The organism is Fictibacillus sp. UD (assembly GCF_043558025.1).
Taxonomy (GTDB): domain Bacteria; phylum Bacillota; class Bacilli; order Bacillales; family Fictibacillaceae; genus Fictibacillus.
The window spans coordinates 86,399-101,850 of sequence record NZ_JARUHH010000005.1 but is presented as its reverse complement, the minus strand read 5'-3'; the positions used below and the strand labels follow the sequence as shown (position 1 = coordinate 101,850).

Below are 15,452 nucleotides of genomic sequence, written 5' to 3'. Positions count from 1 at the left end.
CATTTTTACTTTTTACAAAACATTCTTATCTCCTTCATATTGCGTTTAAAAACCCCTGTTATTCTTATTTCAAAAGAATGGGGAGGTTTTCTGATTGATACGTCCAACTGCATTAATTCTAACCGCAAACTATGGAAGCGGGCATGTTCAGGTCGCAAATGTTCTCTCCGAAGAGCTTAAGAGTAAAGGGTACGAACCTATCATTTCAGATTTATTCGGAGAGGCTCATCCAATCATGGCTCAGATTACACAGTCTCTTTTTATCAAAAGCTTCTCTCATGGCTCTTCTTTTTATAAATGGTTCTATTATGGAACGAACAAGCTGAACGCAACGACGATTACCCAGTTTTCCCGTTACTTAGGCCGCAAGCGTTTCATTGAACTGATCGAGAAACATCATCCTCGTTTCGTCATAACTACTTTCCCGCTTCATGCTGCTCCTTTTTTACTAAAAAAATCACGTTATAACATTCCGATCTATACCGTAATTACGGATTATTTCGCTCATCCTTTTTGGATTAATCCTTCTATCGACCATTATTTTGTGGCGTCTGATTCGGTTAAACAGGGTTTAATGAAACATCATGTGGATGAAAATAAAATTACTGTAAGCGGCATTCCAATTCGGTCAGGTTTCTACCAATTTATAAATAAAGAAGTGATCTTAAATAAATATGAAGTCTCTCACAGCAGCCATGTAGTTACCATTCTTGCTGGCGCACAGGGTGTCCTTAAGAATGTAAAGCAATTGGCTGAGCGTTTGCTTCAGGATCCTTCCCTAACAATCATAGTGATTTGCGGTAAGAATAATGATTTATATGAAAAACTCTTGCCAACCGCAGTTCAATATCCCGAAACTTTCCGATTGTTTGGATATGTAGAAAAGCTTCATGAAATCTTAAAACTGTCCCATTGTTTGATTACAAAACCAGGTGGTATCACCATAACAGAAGCTGCAGCCCTTAACCTGCCCCTTATCTTATATAAGCCAGTGCCAGGCCAGGAAAGTGAAAATGCAAAACATTTCCAATCACATGGAGCTGCACTAATTGCAGAATCAACAGATGAGATTGCTCATTGCGTAAAAAGGTTGGTACATAACAAACAACTGCTAGCGGACATGAAATCTGCTCTAAAGTGTATTCACCAGCCATATTCTTCTCAAAAAATTGTTCATCACGCTTTACAAGGCTATCAAAAACTCAAAGCATAGTAGCTTTGAGTTTTTGATCTCACTATTCTTGTTGACCATATATCCACTCAGATTTTAAACGGTCAAATTCTCCCTGAAGCTCCATCTCATCCATCCATAAGTTAACCCAGTTTTGGAAAACTGCATCGTTTTGGTGCATTAAATAACCTTTTTGACTTTTAGTGAAGGTATTATCAGTAAGAGCAGCATAAAGTCTCGAATCTTTCCCCGCATAATAAATAGCTTCTACACTATCTGTAATCATGACGTCTACTTCACCTCTAGCGACCATTGGCGGAATATCGAGATTATTATTTATGACAACTACTTTAGCTTGTTTAATGTGAGCATCAACAAACTTCTGATTTGTTCCTCCTGGATTCACACCAATCGTTACATCTGGACGATCAATATCTTCTAAACTTTTAAAACGTTCCTGATCTTCTTTTCGAATTAATGGAGCTTTACCATCATTCAAATACGGTTGAGTAAAGTGTGCATCTTTTTGTCGTTCTGTATTCCGGCTAATCCCGCCAACAGCAATGTCAAATTTGTTATCCAATAAATCACTCATTAGTGTTGGCCATGACGTTCTAACAAATTTAATATCTACACCAAGTTCTTTTGCCATTAACTTAGCTGCTTCGATGTCATACCCTTCATACTGTTTTGTTTCCTCGTTGTAGTATGTAAAAGGTTTATAATCTCCTGTCGTACCTACCCTGATTATTCCTTTTTTTCGAATGTAATCAAGCCTAGATTGCATATAGAATTTGTTTAATTTTACACCTTTTTTATAACCAGATGCTTCAGCAGCCTGTTCGACAGAAACATAATTCTTACCATTCATTTCAACGGTTGATAAATTTTTACCGTTCCAGTTAATCGTTCCTTCCTTATGTGCTCCAGCAAGATTAAAATTCAACCCTGCAACCACGAGGATTCCTAACAAGCAGAAAAATGCGATTTTAATCCAATTTCCTCTCATATAACACCCTCCTATAAAATGTTATTCATTAGTATAGGTGGCTTGTATGTAAGATTCAATGATTTATTCTGAATATTCTTAAAATAAGTCTTTAGTTTTACGCATAATTGCTTATGTTTTACGCCAACTAGTTCACGTTATGCTTAGGTATATTCTCTAACTCAATTTAGCCCCTGTTACGCTCAAGAATGCCCTCGTTTCACGCACATCACTATATATTAGCCTCACTGATTTTTATTTCAGCCATATATACATCCTCAAAATGAAAGCTGACTTCAAAGGTCATTTTATGCCTTTTAAGCCAGCTTTTTTAATAAAACTTATAAGAAACAATATACTTTCGAAATTCAGTAAAATTAATCTTCCTTAGCACCATCTTCTGCAATCGCTCTTAGATCGGCATAGAAAAAGTCATCGTTGCACAAAGGTGAATGTTCGTTTTCAGTTTTGTATTTATCAACAATTTCTTTCAGTTCACCAACATCCCCTTTTGCATTTATGATCTCAACAAGCTCATTCAACCCGGCTGATGTTTCTTGATCGATTCTTTCTTCTTTATCATCCTTCATCAATATCCCTCCTATGTTTATTTATCTTCCCCACACAGGAAAATTCTACACAGAATAAAAAGCCCCTAACTAAAGTCAGGGGCTACACGGTGAATCAGATTTTATGGATTAGCTAACCGTAACAGCATCGGTATCTTTACTGCTGTTATGATTGCCTCTGTTTTTTACAATCTCCGCATATCGGTACGCACTGTCTTTCCAGATTCTCTCCTGAGTATCGAAGTCTACGTAGATGATTCCGAAGCGCTTGTCATAACCGAAACTCCACTCAAAATTATCCATTAGTGACCATAGGTAGTAGCCTTCAATATTCATTCCTTCGTCGTTTAGGTCTGAAACAGCTTGCAGATGCTTCTCGATATAATCTACACGATCTTTATCATGCACTCTTCCATTCTCAAGAGTATCATCAAAAGCTGCACCGTTTTCAGTGATATAAATAGGAAGATCCGTGTAATCTTGGCGAAGTCTTCTGATCAGATCTTTAAATTCTTCCGGAGCGATATCCCAGCCCATGCCTGTCTTTTCATAATCAGAATGAGCTCCTTTATGCAAGAAGTCATTTGCTGCTGAAAATTCCACATAGCCTCTGCTGTAATAGTTAATGCCAAAGAAATCACAAGCCGTAGAGATGATTCCCATGTCATCACTTTGAATAAAGTCATAAGAGTGAACATATTTGGAAAACAGATTCATCATGTCAACCGGGTACTGCCCTTTAAATACAGGATCTAAAAACCATCTGTTTGAGTAGCCGTCTGCATTATTAGCAGCAAGCTGATCGTTTGCAGAATCCGATTTAGCATACATCGGCGATAGATTCAGCGTGATTCCAATCGGCGTTTTGGACTGCATTTCATTCTTTAGCCATTGAACTGCTTTTCCGTGTGAAAGAAGCATGTGGTGAACAGCTCGAACGGCTTCATCCATATTTGTATGACCCGGTGCATGGAATCCTTGATGATAGCCTAAGAAACCAGCACACCACGGTTCGTTATGCGTGATCCATGAGTCGACTTCAGCATCAAGCTCTTGAAAGCACACTTTTGCTAATTCCATGAACCATTCTACCGATTCACGGTTCACCCATCCGCCTTCCTCATGAGCCCATACAGGAAGGTCCCAGTGATAAAGAGTAATGGCCGGCTTGATTCCTTCTTCATGCAAACGCTGCGTTAATTTTTTATAAAACGCCATTCCCTCTGGATTGTATACTCCCTTTTCAGGGAAGATTCGCGGCCAGGAAACAGAAAAGCGGTAAGTTTCTACACCAAGTTTCTTGATCTGCTGAATATCTTCCTCAAAGCGGTGGTAGTGATCACATGCTTCGCTTCCGTTATGCTGTTTGTATACTTTCCCTGGTACATCACAGAACGTATCCCAGATTGAAAATGTTCTGCCTCCCTCAAGACGAGCTCCCTCAATCTGATAAGAAGACGTGGCTGTTCCGAAAACGAATGAATCTTTAAAATGCATAACTATTTCTCTCCTCTATTCTTTTATAGAACCTGCTGAAATGCTGTTGACGATATATTTTGATAAAAATAGAAAAGCAACCATGATTGGTACAACTGAAATGGCAATTCCTAAATACATGGATCCAAGGTTTTGAGCCACTTGTGATCCTTTTAAGAATCCCATTAGAACTGGCAATGTAAACTTTTCCGGTGAAAACAGAACAACTAGTGGCAAGATGTAATTGTTCCATGAACCAATAAAAGTGAAGATCGACATTGTAGCGATCGCTGGCATCATGATGGGAATCGCAATCGTGTGAAAGATCTTAAATTCACTTGCGCCATCAATTCGTGCCGCTTCAATCAAACTCGGATGAAGTGTCGTTGTAATATACTGGCGAAGAAAGAACACGACAAAAGGACTCGCCACTGCTGGTACGATTAACGGTATATACGTATCAAGAATCCCTAAATTTTTACTTAACTCATAAAAACCGATCAACCCCAGCTGACCAGGAACCATCATCATCACTAGCATGAAAATAAACATCGCATTCTTGCCTTTGAAAATATAAAAAGCAAAGCCATAAGCCGTTAACGCTGAAAAGTATCCAGATAATAACGTAACGAGCACAGAAATAATTAAGCTATTCTTAAAACCAGCCCAAATATTGATGTAACTCATCATCGTTTGATAGTTTTCAACCAATGAACTTCCTGGCATTAAAGTAAAGCCGGATAAAATTGCCTCATTTGACCGAGTCGCATTGACAAGCATCATTAAGAACGGAATGAAGCAAACAATAGCCATCACACTTAGTACGATGTATAGGATTAATTTCGGAATGCTTCTTTTTGGTTTCGGTTTTGTTTCAGTTACACTCTTTTTTTCCACTTCGTTAGAAAAGGTTTTGTCTACCGCAGTTTTTCCTATCATGCTTTACACCTGCCTTGGTTGTTTACGTTCTTTCCCATACATCCCTTTAAAGATGAACGCAGAGAATATGAGAGTAATAACAAATAAGCCATACGCTACAGCAGCAGCATATCCATAGTTGTTATATTTAAAGGCTTGATTGTATAAATAGAGCACCATCGTATTAAGCGATCCGTCAGGTGATCCTATTCCATCTGTTAAAAGCATTGGCAGATCAAACAATTGAAGACCTCCAATAAGCGAGGTAATCATGATATAAAGCAGGATAGGCTTTAATAGCGGAATCGTAATCTTTGTAAACGTCTGCCAGCGATTCGCACCATCTATTAATGCTGCTTCGTAATAGTCTTTGGATATACCCGATACCCCTGCCATTACGACAATAAATGAGTGACCAAACCACATCCACGTCAAGATAAGCGATACAGAAAGCTGGGCGCTCGTTGGTTCATTCAGCCAGTTGATCGGATCCGAAATAACGCCGAGTTTCAACAGCATCATGTTAAGTGAACCATGCTGCCAATCTAGTAAAATACCAAATAATAGAGCGACCGAACTGATCGTAATTAAGTTGGGAAGGTAAAAGATGGATCTAAAAAACGCAATACCTTTTAACTTCAGTCTCATATCTGAAAAAATCATAGCTAGAATGAGAGCCAGGCCGATTTGAAGGGCAAAGTTCACACCCCAGATTTTCCACGTATTAAAGAAAGCTTCCACAAAGTACGTATCTGTAAGCAGCCGTTTATAGTTAGCGAGTCCTACGACTTGGGCTTCACCGCTGCCTGTATAATTTGTAAAGCTGTAGTAGAAAGTTAACGCGACTGGATAAATACTAAAAATTAAGAAGATGATCCAAAATGGGGCAATAAAAACATAGCCGTATCTGTTTAAATTTTTCATCTCCCCTCCTCCTTTCAAAATAGTGCGGTGGCAGAGTAATACCCCGCCACTCACACGGTTCATTTTTATGCTTATTTTTTAGGTACTTTTAAGTCAGGATACGCATTTTGTGCTTTTTGGTAGAATTCTTTAATCGCTGCATCCTTTGATTTTTTACCTGTTACATACTGTTGAACAGCATTTCCGTAAAGCGTATCTAACTGCTGGTCATACTTTGTTACAATTCCAGGAGTAATCTCTTTTGACTGCTCCAAGAAGAATTGGTAGTTGTTTTGTCCGCCTAAGAACTTATCGCTAAAATCGTCTTTAATCGCATTTGTAACAGGAAGGTAAGATAATACGTCCCCAGTTTCTTTACTCCAAGAAGTTAAGAATTCATCATCTTGAGTCATCATTTTTACAAATTTGTAAGCAAGTTCTTTATTGTCAGACTTGTTGTAAACCCCAAGCCATGTTCCACCCCAGAAATATGGTGTCGGACCGCTTGTTACAGCCCAATCTCCAACAGACTCTTTTACGTTTGTTTTTAAAACGCTATGAAGGCCCCATGTTGGAAGAACATAAGAGAATACTTGAGTTTCTTTTTCTTTTCCACCCTCTTTTACCTTAATAGGCTTATCCATTCCTTCGAACCATGATGGAGACCATTCAGGAGCAAGAGCTGTGTAGCTGTTATCACGAAGCTTTTTAGAATAATCCATATACTCGATTTTTTCTTCTGTCAGCTGCAATTCATTCTTATCGTTAACCCATGGCTGTGGGTTGTCACCTTGTGCGAACCAGCGAATTGAACCTTCGTCTGGGAACATGCTATAGCCTTTTTCTTTCATTTTTTCAGCTACTTCAAATACTTTATCCATAGAGCTCATCATTTCTCCAACTTGAGCTGGATCGTCTGTCCCTAATACTTCCTTCGCAATGCTGCGCTTATAATAAATTCCTCCTGGAGTTGTTTGCCAAGATAATGCACGTACATCGCCATCTTTATCTTTTCCTAGATCGAATACATATGGTACGTATTTATCAGATAACTCATCTGCGTTGTACGGCTTTTCTGATAAGTTTTCCCAGTAACCTGCATCAACCCATTGTTTCAAAAAGGCAATCTCACCTGTGAATACGTCAGGTGCTCCAACTCCACTTTCCAAAACTGGCTTTAACTTTGTTGGATAGTCTGCAATTGGCACAATCGTTAATTCTACTTTCACGCCATTTTTTTCTTCAAACGTTTTAATAGGCTTCTTAAGCTCATCTGTAAATGACCAGATTCTTAAATCCACATCTTTCTTACCACCATTTGATGTTTTTGAGTCACTAGAACAACCCGCAAATAACCCGACTACCAGCATTAAAGCTAAAAACATACTTAACTTCTTTTTCATTCAAATACCCCTTCCCCTTGCATTATTTTTATTTTTGCGAAAGCGGTTTCGTTTTTGTTTAAAAAAATATTCGAAACCGCTTTCGGAAAGCCCGAAAAAAATTTTCTTTATTTTTTTTGCGAACAAGACTCTCGGATGACCAGTTCTACCGGCAAACATTTAGATGTGATCAGCTTTTTCTTTTGAGAAATTTGTTCCATCAGCAACTTTGCTGCTTGAAAACCTATTAAATCAGTATCTTGCTTGATTGTTGTTAATTTAGGGGTAATATACGCTGCCATTTCAATGTCATCATACCCAACAATTGAAATGTCCTCTGGCACTCTCAACCCTTTTTCCTTAATCGCTTCTATGGCTCCGATTGCCATATGGTCTCCAGCTACAAATACAGCTGTAGGCATATCCTTTAAAGATAGAAGTTTCTCCATGGCTGCTCGACCTTCCTCGATGGAAAACAAACCGCCATTTATCAAATAACCTTCAAGTATCGGAAGCTTTAAGTCATTCATTGCTTTCTTGTACCCTTTGATCCGCTCTGTACCGGCATCTGTAGATGGGTCCCCCGATATGTGTGCAATCTTCGTATGACCCAGTGAGTTTAAGTAATTTACAGCTAGCTTGCCGCCTTCAATATTGTCCGAAAACACTAAACTGCAGTTTTGATTATTCATATCAATAACGACAATAGGAATGGCGCTGTTAATCATCTCTTGTACTTGCGGATCTTGTGGATCAGAACAAATCACAACTATTCCATCCACAGCTCGATAAGAAAAGTGTTCTAAGTAGCTTATATCTCGATTACGCAGATTTCGGGAAGCAAAAATTAAATCATACCCTTCCCGTTCAGCTTGTTTTCTAAAACTTTCTATTATCGCACTAAAGAACGGGTGCTTCATTCCAACCTCATTAGCTTCCGAAAACATCACACCGATTGTCCAAGACTTTTTCGTCGAAAGAGATTGCGCGTGAGCATTTGGCAGATAACCCATGTCTTCAACTGCTTGCAATATCTTCTTTTTCGTCTTTTCGCTCACATCTGAGTAATTATTAAGTGCTTTTGAAACGGTAGTCGTTGAAAATCCCGTTTTTTTTGCAATGTCATAGATTGTAGCCATTAGTTATCTCCTCTTTATCGAAAGCGCTTTCGTTATTTGAAATTATACTCCTTCAAATGATAAGTTTCAATATAAAATTTATAAAAAAGACAGGAAGCATTCCCTTCCCATCTTGAAAGTAGTCTATTAATCTCCATTTAGAAACAAGCTTGCAATCTTCACTGCTTTTTCATACTGCTTCGTGTCCGCGTAATGATGATATAATTGCTTTCCAAACTTTTCGACTCTACTAAATTGATTCTCAGATTGAAAGAATGGAAGTGCTATGTTTTCTAAGTAATCAAAATAAGATTTCATCTCTCCCTTTATTATGAATAGGTGAAGTTGAAATAAGTGGAGGTATAAATAGTGCTTCATATTTTTGGAAGCCGCAAACCCATCTTCTGCGCTCTTCAATTGTTGTTTTCGTGATTGCAATTTCCCATCGATGCTGTTATCCAAAAAATTATATAGACGGTTTAAGTAAATCGCTGTTTTCTTGTCAGCCATCTTTAGTGCTTTTTGATAATAGATATGAGCATTCTTATAGTCTTTTCTTTTAAAATATTCGAGTCCAAGATTATGCAGCAGCATGCCTATAATACCGATCTCGTTTAAGGTATCGCTATCTTGTATTAATTGATGGTATCGGCTTACTTTTTGTTCAAAATCATGGATCGTAGCACTTTCTATTTGAAGCAGCATTAACGATTCTGCTTGAATGGCTCTAGAGAAGTTATTGTTTCTCTTAAAATAGTCCACCGCTTTTTTGGCATTTATATATGCCATTGTTTTGGATTCAACCCATTGATAAGCCATTGCTAAATGATAGCAGCATTCTTCATTTCCATAGACGTCCATGTTTATCGTATTTAAGATCTCCACAGCTTTTTTACGATTTTCTATAAGGAAATCGTTGCATTTCTGTAAGTAATAAATACCTGTTACATGCTTATGCATATTTTCCTCATAAGGACTTAGGTACTCTTTATTTAATTTGTTTATGATATTAATTACTTTTGGAATCTCTTTTTTCAACAGGTAATATCGAGCCAAGACCAATTGATATAGTGCTGCATGTTTTGAGAACTGAATGATTGGAAATTGATCCAATTCGTTTTTGGTTCTCTCTACCTCTTTCATCCTTTGCATGATGATAGATTTATGCCACTGGTGGAGTTTCTTTTCCATGCTTTGAAAGAACTCGATCTCCTTATGTATATCGATATCCAGGCGCTCTGAAAATAAAGCAATAATTTCTGTTGAGTACTTCGTCTGTCCTCGCTCAATTTTACTGACATGTGTTGTTGTACAAATGTCTTTTCCTAGTTGTTCTTGAGAAAGTCCTCTTTTTTTACGATAAAACTTTATAATTTCTCCCTCAATCATAGATGTCTCTCCTCATGAACAAATGTTTAATAATAAAAGTTTCTTTGCAAACAGGTTTTCTCCCTTCTAAGGTCATGTATTTAAGTCTTAATACCCACTATTTTTCCATAAAAAAACCACGAAAGATTACTCTCTCGTGGATTTGTAGTGTTTTATTGTGCTGGCACGCCAATCGCATCGTATGCGGCGATAACTGCTTTCGTTTCATTTGACGGAGCACCGTTACGATCTGGATAAAGGTCACGAGCTGACTGGATCGCTGCAGCACGCATCTCTTTAAACCCTGAAGACGGTACAAGATAGTTTGTTAAAGCACGGTAGAAGATCTTCTCTGTTTTCGAACGCGTAATACCCGTAACTTTAACTCCACGATGCTCGCCGCCTTCTGAGATCAGGTAAGCCGCTTTATTGTTGATAGAGCTGTTAATATGAACGCCGCCTTTATCTAACTCACCTAAGTAACGGTCTTCATAATGATCTGGATAAGCATTGTCTTTTAACCCATAAACAGAAGAAAGTTTCTTAGATTTTGGATTACTCATTGAACGTAATCCTCCATCACCTGGGACGTTCGGTGTGAAAATATCTTCACCCATTTCCCATTCAGATGGACTCGTTAATCCATGTGAATGCATTTCAGACAAGGCACCAAAGATATCAGCCAAGGATTCATTGATCGCACCGGATTCTCCTTGGTATGTCAGGTTTGCAGTCTTGGAAATTACACCATGTGTCATCTCATGCCCCGCAACGTCCATCGCTCCTGCTAGTGAGCTGAAAAGAATACCGTCCCCATCACCGTAGAGCATCTGCTTTCCGTTCCAAGCAGCATTATTCCATTTTGATCCAATGTGTACAGTACTAATTATCGGCATTCCGTTTCCGTCAATACTGTTACGCTTATGAATACTTTGGTAGTAATTATTTACTTTGATTGAGTTTGAATGTGCAGAAACCGCCGCAGGGTCAGCAAAGAAAGTGGTTCCTGTCTCTACTTCAAATCCTGAAAGTCCAAAGAGTCCAGATAAAAGAATGAACGCTGTTTCACCCATACGGTTCGCTTTGTACGTATGAACCGGTACGATGTTTGGATTCGTTGTAGTTCCTCCTGCAATTGCTGCACCATGAAGGTAGCTTTTCCCTGAAACATTGTCTTTTACAGCAATAAAGTTTTGAACCTTACCAAAAACATCTAACCCTCGACCAGTAATTGGTGTAACCGCCGGTGCATCAGCTTCATGAACCGCATTAAAATGATCTACAATCTCACCAGTAGATGCATCAATAAAATAATGATAGTAGCCTGGCGCAGGAACAGAAGTTGAAACTTTTACTAAATACGTTAAGTAGTTTCTTCCTTCATGCGGGTAAATCGTTAGTTCTGTTTCTACTCCGTCATAATTCTTAACTTCTCCTATTTGCGATACCACTTGCTCTTTAGCTGTTCCTTCTGCGTCTTCTTTTGTAATAGAAGGAACAGTAGGAATAATGGATTTCGCTAATGTTTGAGTTACCTTACCAAAAGAAGCATACACGTTGTTATCTGCATCCAGAGCGACAGTTTGTCCACTGCCATAGATCGGTATGCCATTATATTGCTCAACAGTACGAACATGGTATGTATTTGTCGCACTATCTGCAAACTCACTTACAATCTTAAACTGATCACCAATTGAAGATGTTGATCTTGCACCAACCTCTGAAACCACTTGTGATTGCAAATAAGCTTTTACGATCTCAGCTTTGCTCAACCCTTCCGGTGCTTGGAATAACACGGATGACGTATTTGCGTTTGCACTGGATCCAGGTACTGATATACCACCAAGTGTAACCGATAATGCTAAAACGGCTGGAATGACCACTTTCTTGTTTAAGCTTTTTTGTTTTTTCTTATTCAACCCATTCACCTCTTCTTCATAATGTGCTTCCGGAATAATTCCAATTATTAAGAAGATTGTAAAAGTGGTCAATTGGGTTAAATTTCGTACGGTTTTTCGGGCTTTTATAGATTTTGTGTCCACATTCGACAAAAAATGTCTATGTTTTTTCATGCGATTAACCCAATAACAATCTTCCAATAATTCTGTAATAATAGGGTCTAACCAACGAGATGAGGGGGGCTGAATGTGATGGGCAAATTCCATAATGGGCTGGTTCTAATAGGATTATGCTCTGTTTCCTTTTATTGCGGAGCACAAATTGCCGGCCAAACAGAAGCAGCATTTTCAAGTAATGCCCTGCTAAAACCGATTGAAGTTTCAGCTGCCATCGTTTTCCCGTCCACCATTCAAAAGCTGACCCGAAGCGCTAAACAAATACATGGGGACATGCTCTCTGTTTACGAAAGCATTCCGCAAGTATCAGATGATTCAACTTTACAAGAGTTAAAGGAAGCATTAGCTGACCTCACAGTAAAGGAACGGGAACTGCAGTCTTTATTATTTAGATTTGAAAACGAGTACAATGAGCAAGCTGCCTATCATAAACAAGTTAGAAAACTAGATCAGAATACATACCGATTTGTCCTAGAGGGTTGGAATGAAATAGATGGGAAAGCCAAGCAAATTAAGCAAACAATTGATTTTCAATACATGGAAAAATATCGTTTCTCTATTGAGTTACGCATTAAAAAATTGGAAGATGCGGCAAGTACTCAATCTTCCGAAGAGCTTGGAGAAGCTCCAGAGGCAACACCCTCTACAAATAAGACAGAGATCTTAGACCAAAACGAAGGAGTGCCAGAACATGATGAAAAAAGGCTTAAAAATAACAATGAAACTAATGAGTAGTGCCTTCGTTGTTGTCATTTGTTTGCTCGCTTTTATGATTCTATCTTCACGCGTTTCAGGAGCTGAACCTTCCGTTTTCGGCTATCAGATAAAAGCTGTATTATCTGGGTCAATGGAACCTATCTTTCAAACAGGATCTATCATTTCTATTAAACAAGCAGAAAACCCTGACTCCTTTAAAAAAGGAGAAATCATAACCTTTCAAATGGAAGACAAGCTGATCACTCACAGAATCGTTGGTGTTCATCATAAAAATGGACAAGTTTCTTATGATACTAAAGGGGATAACAATGACGGGGCCGATATGTGGTCCGTGCCTTCAAATGATGTAATCGGGAGCTATACGGGATATACAATTCCCTACGCAGGCTATGCTTTAAATGTGACTCAATCTAAGGAAGCTTCTGCTCTATTATTATTTATTCCAGGGCTTTTTCTATTCGGTTCAGCTGTCTATTCTATTGTGAATGCAGCTAGAAAATTAGATGTGGAAAAAGCATAAATTTAGGTTAGCTCTCTATGTATCTAGCATACATACGAGTTTAATAAATCTGATTACATACTACTATTGGAGGTTGAGAAAATGGGTTTTACAAAGACAGTAAGTAAAGGGGTAATGACAGCAGCACTTGGTCTATCATTAATGGGCGGAGGAACGTTCGCTTACTTTAGTGACACGTTTGAGACAAAAAACACATTCGCATCAGGTACATTGGATCTTTCCATAAATCCAAACGCCGTTGTTAACATTGACAACATTAAACCTGGCGATGAAGTGTACCGTGAATTTACGTTTGAAAACAAAGGTTCTCTAGACATCTATCAAGTATTGCTGGATACGAAATATACAGTTGAAGATGCAAAAGCTGATAATACAGATGATCTTGCAAACCACATTAAAGTAACAATCATGTACAACACGAGCAGTGCAACTGTACCTGTCGTTGAGACGACTCTAGCCCAACTTAAAGAACAACAGCCTGATCTAACAGCAATTGATGAGTTTGTAGGTACCACACAGCGTCCTGACGGAATCCCTCCAGGCGAGAAAGAAAAAATGTTCGTATTATTCCAGTTCGTTGATAATGGCGAAGATCAAAACCAATTCCAAGGAGATAAGCTCCAAGTAGATTGGACGTTCAATGCAAAACAAGCACCTGGCGCTTATAACGACGATACAGATCCAGAGAATAACTAAATATTTGATAATGAAGAACTGCTGATAGAGCAGTTCTTTTTGTTTGAGCAGGCTTAGTTGCTCTTGAAAGGGTTGATTTCCGTTTCAGGCTGCTCGCTTTCCGCGGGGCAGGCGGTGAGCCACATTCGTACGTTCCACTCTTAAGTGTCTCACCTGCCCACCTGTCCCGCAGGAGTCTCGCACCTTACACTACAATCAACTGTCATAGAAGAAATTAGGTTTGAAAGCAACCATCTCTTAAAAAAGTGTCTTTATTTATTACACGTTCGCGCAGTTGAATCTCGTCTGCGCGCAAGTTTAGCTAATTCCACTCAGGCTGCTGAACTTTACTCGCAGTTCCCTTCAATTCCCGATCACCTATGATTCTTTTTCACGCAGCAGGCTTTTACAGCAACAAATAAGTTGATCTGTTTGAACAATTCACTTTCCAAACAGATCAACTTCTTACAATTACGCTATCATTCTTTCTCTCAGCTTCTTATTGAGTAATATAAATGCTTGTTTTAAATCGTTCTTAGGTATTTTTGAAAAGTTATCACCAATACTTACTTCAAAAAAGCAGCTTTTCTCACCATTTTCTCTAAGGTGTCCCGTTAAACCAATCCCTGTTTCATCAATGGTTTCTGCTAAAATAGTTTCTACCTCATCCTTCGATGCATGAATGTGGACGTGAAACATATTAGATACAGGCTTTATTGGCAGTGTACGTACGCCTTCACAAGCGTTATAAAGATCAGCTAATTCCTTTGCGCCACTAAAATAACTATCCATTTTATCAATGCGTTGATCAAAATAGAAATCCGCACTTATGATATAAGGATAAAGACTGATTAGATCACCGCCATGGCGTCTTTTCCAAACCTTTGATTCCTCAGTAAAGTCTTGTGGTCCCGCTAATATCGCTCCAGCAATGCCTCCGAGCCCTTTGTAGAACGAAATATAAACACTGTCAAAAAGAGCACAAACTTCAGCGGCAGTCTTAGCGTAGTATGGAAGAATTTCAAAAAGTCTAGCTCCATCCAGATGAAGCTTAATTCCTTTATTACGGCAGTAATCTGAAATCGCCTGAAGTGTTTTGTATGTTGGTAGCTGTCCGCCTATTTCCCGCTGAGGAAGTTCAAGCAGTAAACAAGACACCTCTTCTTTCATATTAACCACGTCATTCAGCTCAATGATTCTATTTTCATCAGCTAGAAGCACTGGTTCGATATGATGCAACTCTTTCAAACCATCTTCTTCATGAATCTCTAAGTGACATAACGGATGATAAGCTACTCTTTTCATCCCCTTTTGGTCACACCATATGCGCATCGCGATTTGCTGAGCCATCGTTCCACTCGGAAAGAACACGGCAGTTTCTTTGCCTAGATAGGCAGCCAACTTCTTTTGAAAATCTTCAATAATATGCCCTTTCCCGTACATATCACTTTCTTGTTTTTTTGAAACTGCGTCTAATGCATCTACCAAGACGGATATATCTCTTTTCCCATGACCCGTCACCTGATACTTAGCATGTTGATAGGCTTCAAATAATACGTTTTTGTTTTCCAA

General features: G+C 38.7%; 14 protein-coding genes. 4 read left to right on the top strand and 10 right to left on the bottom strand.

Annotated features, from left to right (window positions below):
- Positions 1 to 94 precede the first annotated feature (94 nt).
- Entirely contained in the window at positions 95 to 1,213 is a 1,119-nt protein-coding gene (locus P8610_RS10305) for an MGDG synthase family glycosyltransferase (protein WP_394604315.1), read from the top strand.
- 22 nt (positions 1,214 to 1,235) lie between these two features.
- Here P8610_RS10305 and P8610_RS10300 read toward each other — a convergent pair whose 3' ends face one another.
- The 9 genes from P8610_RS10300 to P8610_RS10260 form a co-directional block, all read right to left on the bottom strand.
- Complete coding sequence (locus P8610_RS10300; protein WP_394604314.1) at positions 1,236 to 2,180, bottom strand: transporter substrate-binding domain-containing protein; 945 nt, start codon at positions 2,178 to 2,180, stop codon at positions 1,236 to 1,238.
- Between the two features lie 356 nt (positions 2,181 to 2,536).
- Positions 2,537 to 2,749, bottom strand: a complete 213-nt coding sequence (locus P8610_RS10295; RefSeq protein ID WP_394604313.1) for a hypothetical protein — start codon at positions 2,747 to 2,749, stop codon at positions 2,537 to 2,539.
- Positions 2,750 to 2,857: 108 nt separating this feature from the next.
- Positions 2,858 to 4,225 carry a GH1 family beta-glucosidase gene (locus tag P8610_RS10290; protein ID WP_394604312.1) on the bottom strand — a complete coding sequence of 456 codons (1,368 nt, stop codon included), beginning with the start codon at positions 4,223 to 4,225 and terminating at the stop codon, positions 2,858 to 2,860.
- A gap of 15 nt (positions 4,226 to 4,240) precedes the next feature.
- On the bottom strand, positions 4,241 to 5,017 hold the full coding sequence (locus P8610_RS10285) for a carbohydrate ABC transporter permease (protein ID WP_394604463.1): 777 nt from the start codon (positions 5,015 to 5,017) through the stop codon (positions 4,241 to 4,243).
- Positions 5,018 to 5,146: 129 nt separating this feature from the next.
- Positions 5,147 to 6,046: a carbohydrate ABC transporter permease gene (locus P8610_RS10280; protein ID WP_394604311.1), complete on the bottom strand. Its 900-nt coding sequence runs from the start codon at positions 6,044 to 6,046 to the stop codon at positions 5,147 to 5,149.
- Between the two features lie 71 nt (positions 6,047 to 6,117).
- Positions 6,118 to 7,428 (bottom strand): ABC transporter substrate-binding protein, encoded by a 1,311-nt coding sequence (locus P8610_RS10275; protein ID WP_394604310.1) that lies wholly within the window; start codon positions 7,426 to 7,428, stop codon positions 6,118 to 6,120.
- Between the two features lie 107 nt (positions 7,429 to 7,535).
- The gene (locus P8610_RS10270; RefSeq protein WP_394604309.1) at positions 7,536 to 8,546 is read right to left on the bottom strand and encodes a LacI family DNA-binding transcriptional regulator; all 1,011 of its coding nucleotides are present in this window, start codon (positions 8,544 to 8,546) and stop codon (positions 7,536 to 7,538) included.
- Between the two features lie 126 nt (positions 8,547 to 8,672).
- A complete protein-coding gene (locus P8610_RS10265; RefSeq protein ID WP_394604308.1) occupies positions 8,673 to 9,914 on the bottom strand; it encodes a helix-turn-helix domain-containing protein in 1,242 nt (413 codons plus the stop codon).
- Between the two features lie 152 nt (positions 9,915 to 10,066).
- Complete coding sequence (locus tag P8610_RS10260; protein ID WP_394604307.1) at positions 10,067 to 11,812, bottom strand: M4 family metallopeptidase; 1,746 nt, start codon at positions 11,810 to 11,812, stop codon at positions 10,067 to 10,069.
- A gap of 231 nt (positions 11,813 to 12,043) precedes the next feature.
- Between P8610_RS10260 and P8610_RS10255 the strand changes: the two genes are divergently transcribed.
- The 3 genes from P8610_RS10255 to P8610_RS10245 all read left to right on the top strand — a co-directional run bounded on the left by P8610_RS10255 (position 12,044) and on the right by P8610_RS10245 (position 13,901).
- A complete protein-coding gene (locus P8610_RS10255; RefSeq protein ID WP_394604306.1) occupies positions 12,044 to 12,703 on the top strand; it encodes a DUF4047 domain-containing protein in 660 nt (219 codons plus the stop codon).
- A complete protein-coding gene (sipW, locus tag P8610_RS10250; RefSeq protein ID WP_394604305.1) occupies positions 12,660 to 13,205 on the top strand; it encodes a signal peptidase I SipW in 546 nt (181 codons plus the stop codon). Before P8610_RS10255 ends, sipW begins: the two co-directional genes overlap by 44 nt.
- 81 nt (positions 13,206 to 13,286) lie before the next feature.
- Positions 13,287 to 13,901 carry a TasA family protein gene (locus P8610_RS10245; RefSeq protein WP_289497285.1) on the top strand — a complete coding sequence of 205 codons (615 nt, stop codon included), beginning with the start codon at positions 13,287 to 13,289 and terminating at the stop codon, positions 13,899 to 13,901.
- A gap of 450 nt (positions 13,902 to 14,351) precedes the next feature.
- Here P8610_RS10245 and P8610_RS10240 read toward each other — a convergent pair whose 3' ends face one another.
- Entirely contained in the window at positions 14,352 to 15,452 is a 1,101-nt protein-coding gene (locus P8610_RS10240; protein ID WP_394604304.1) for a threonine aldolase family protein, read from the bottom strand.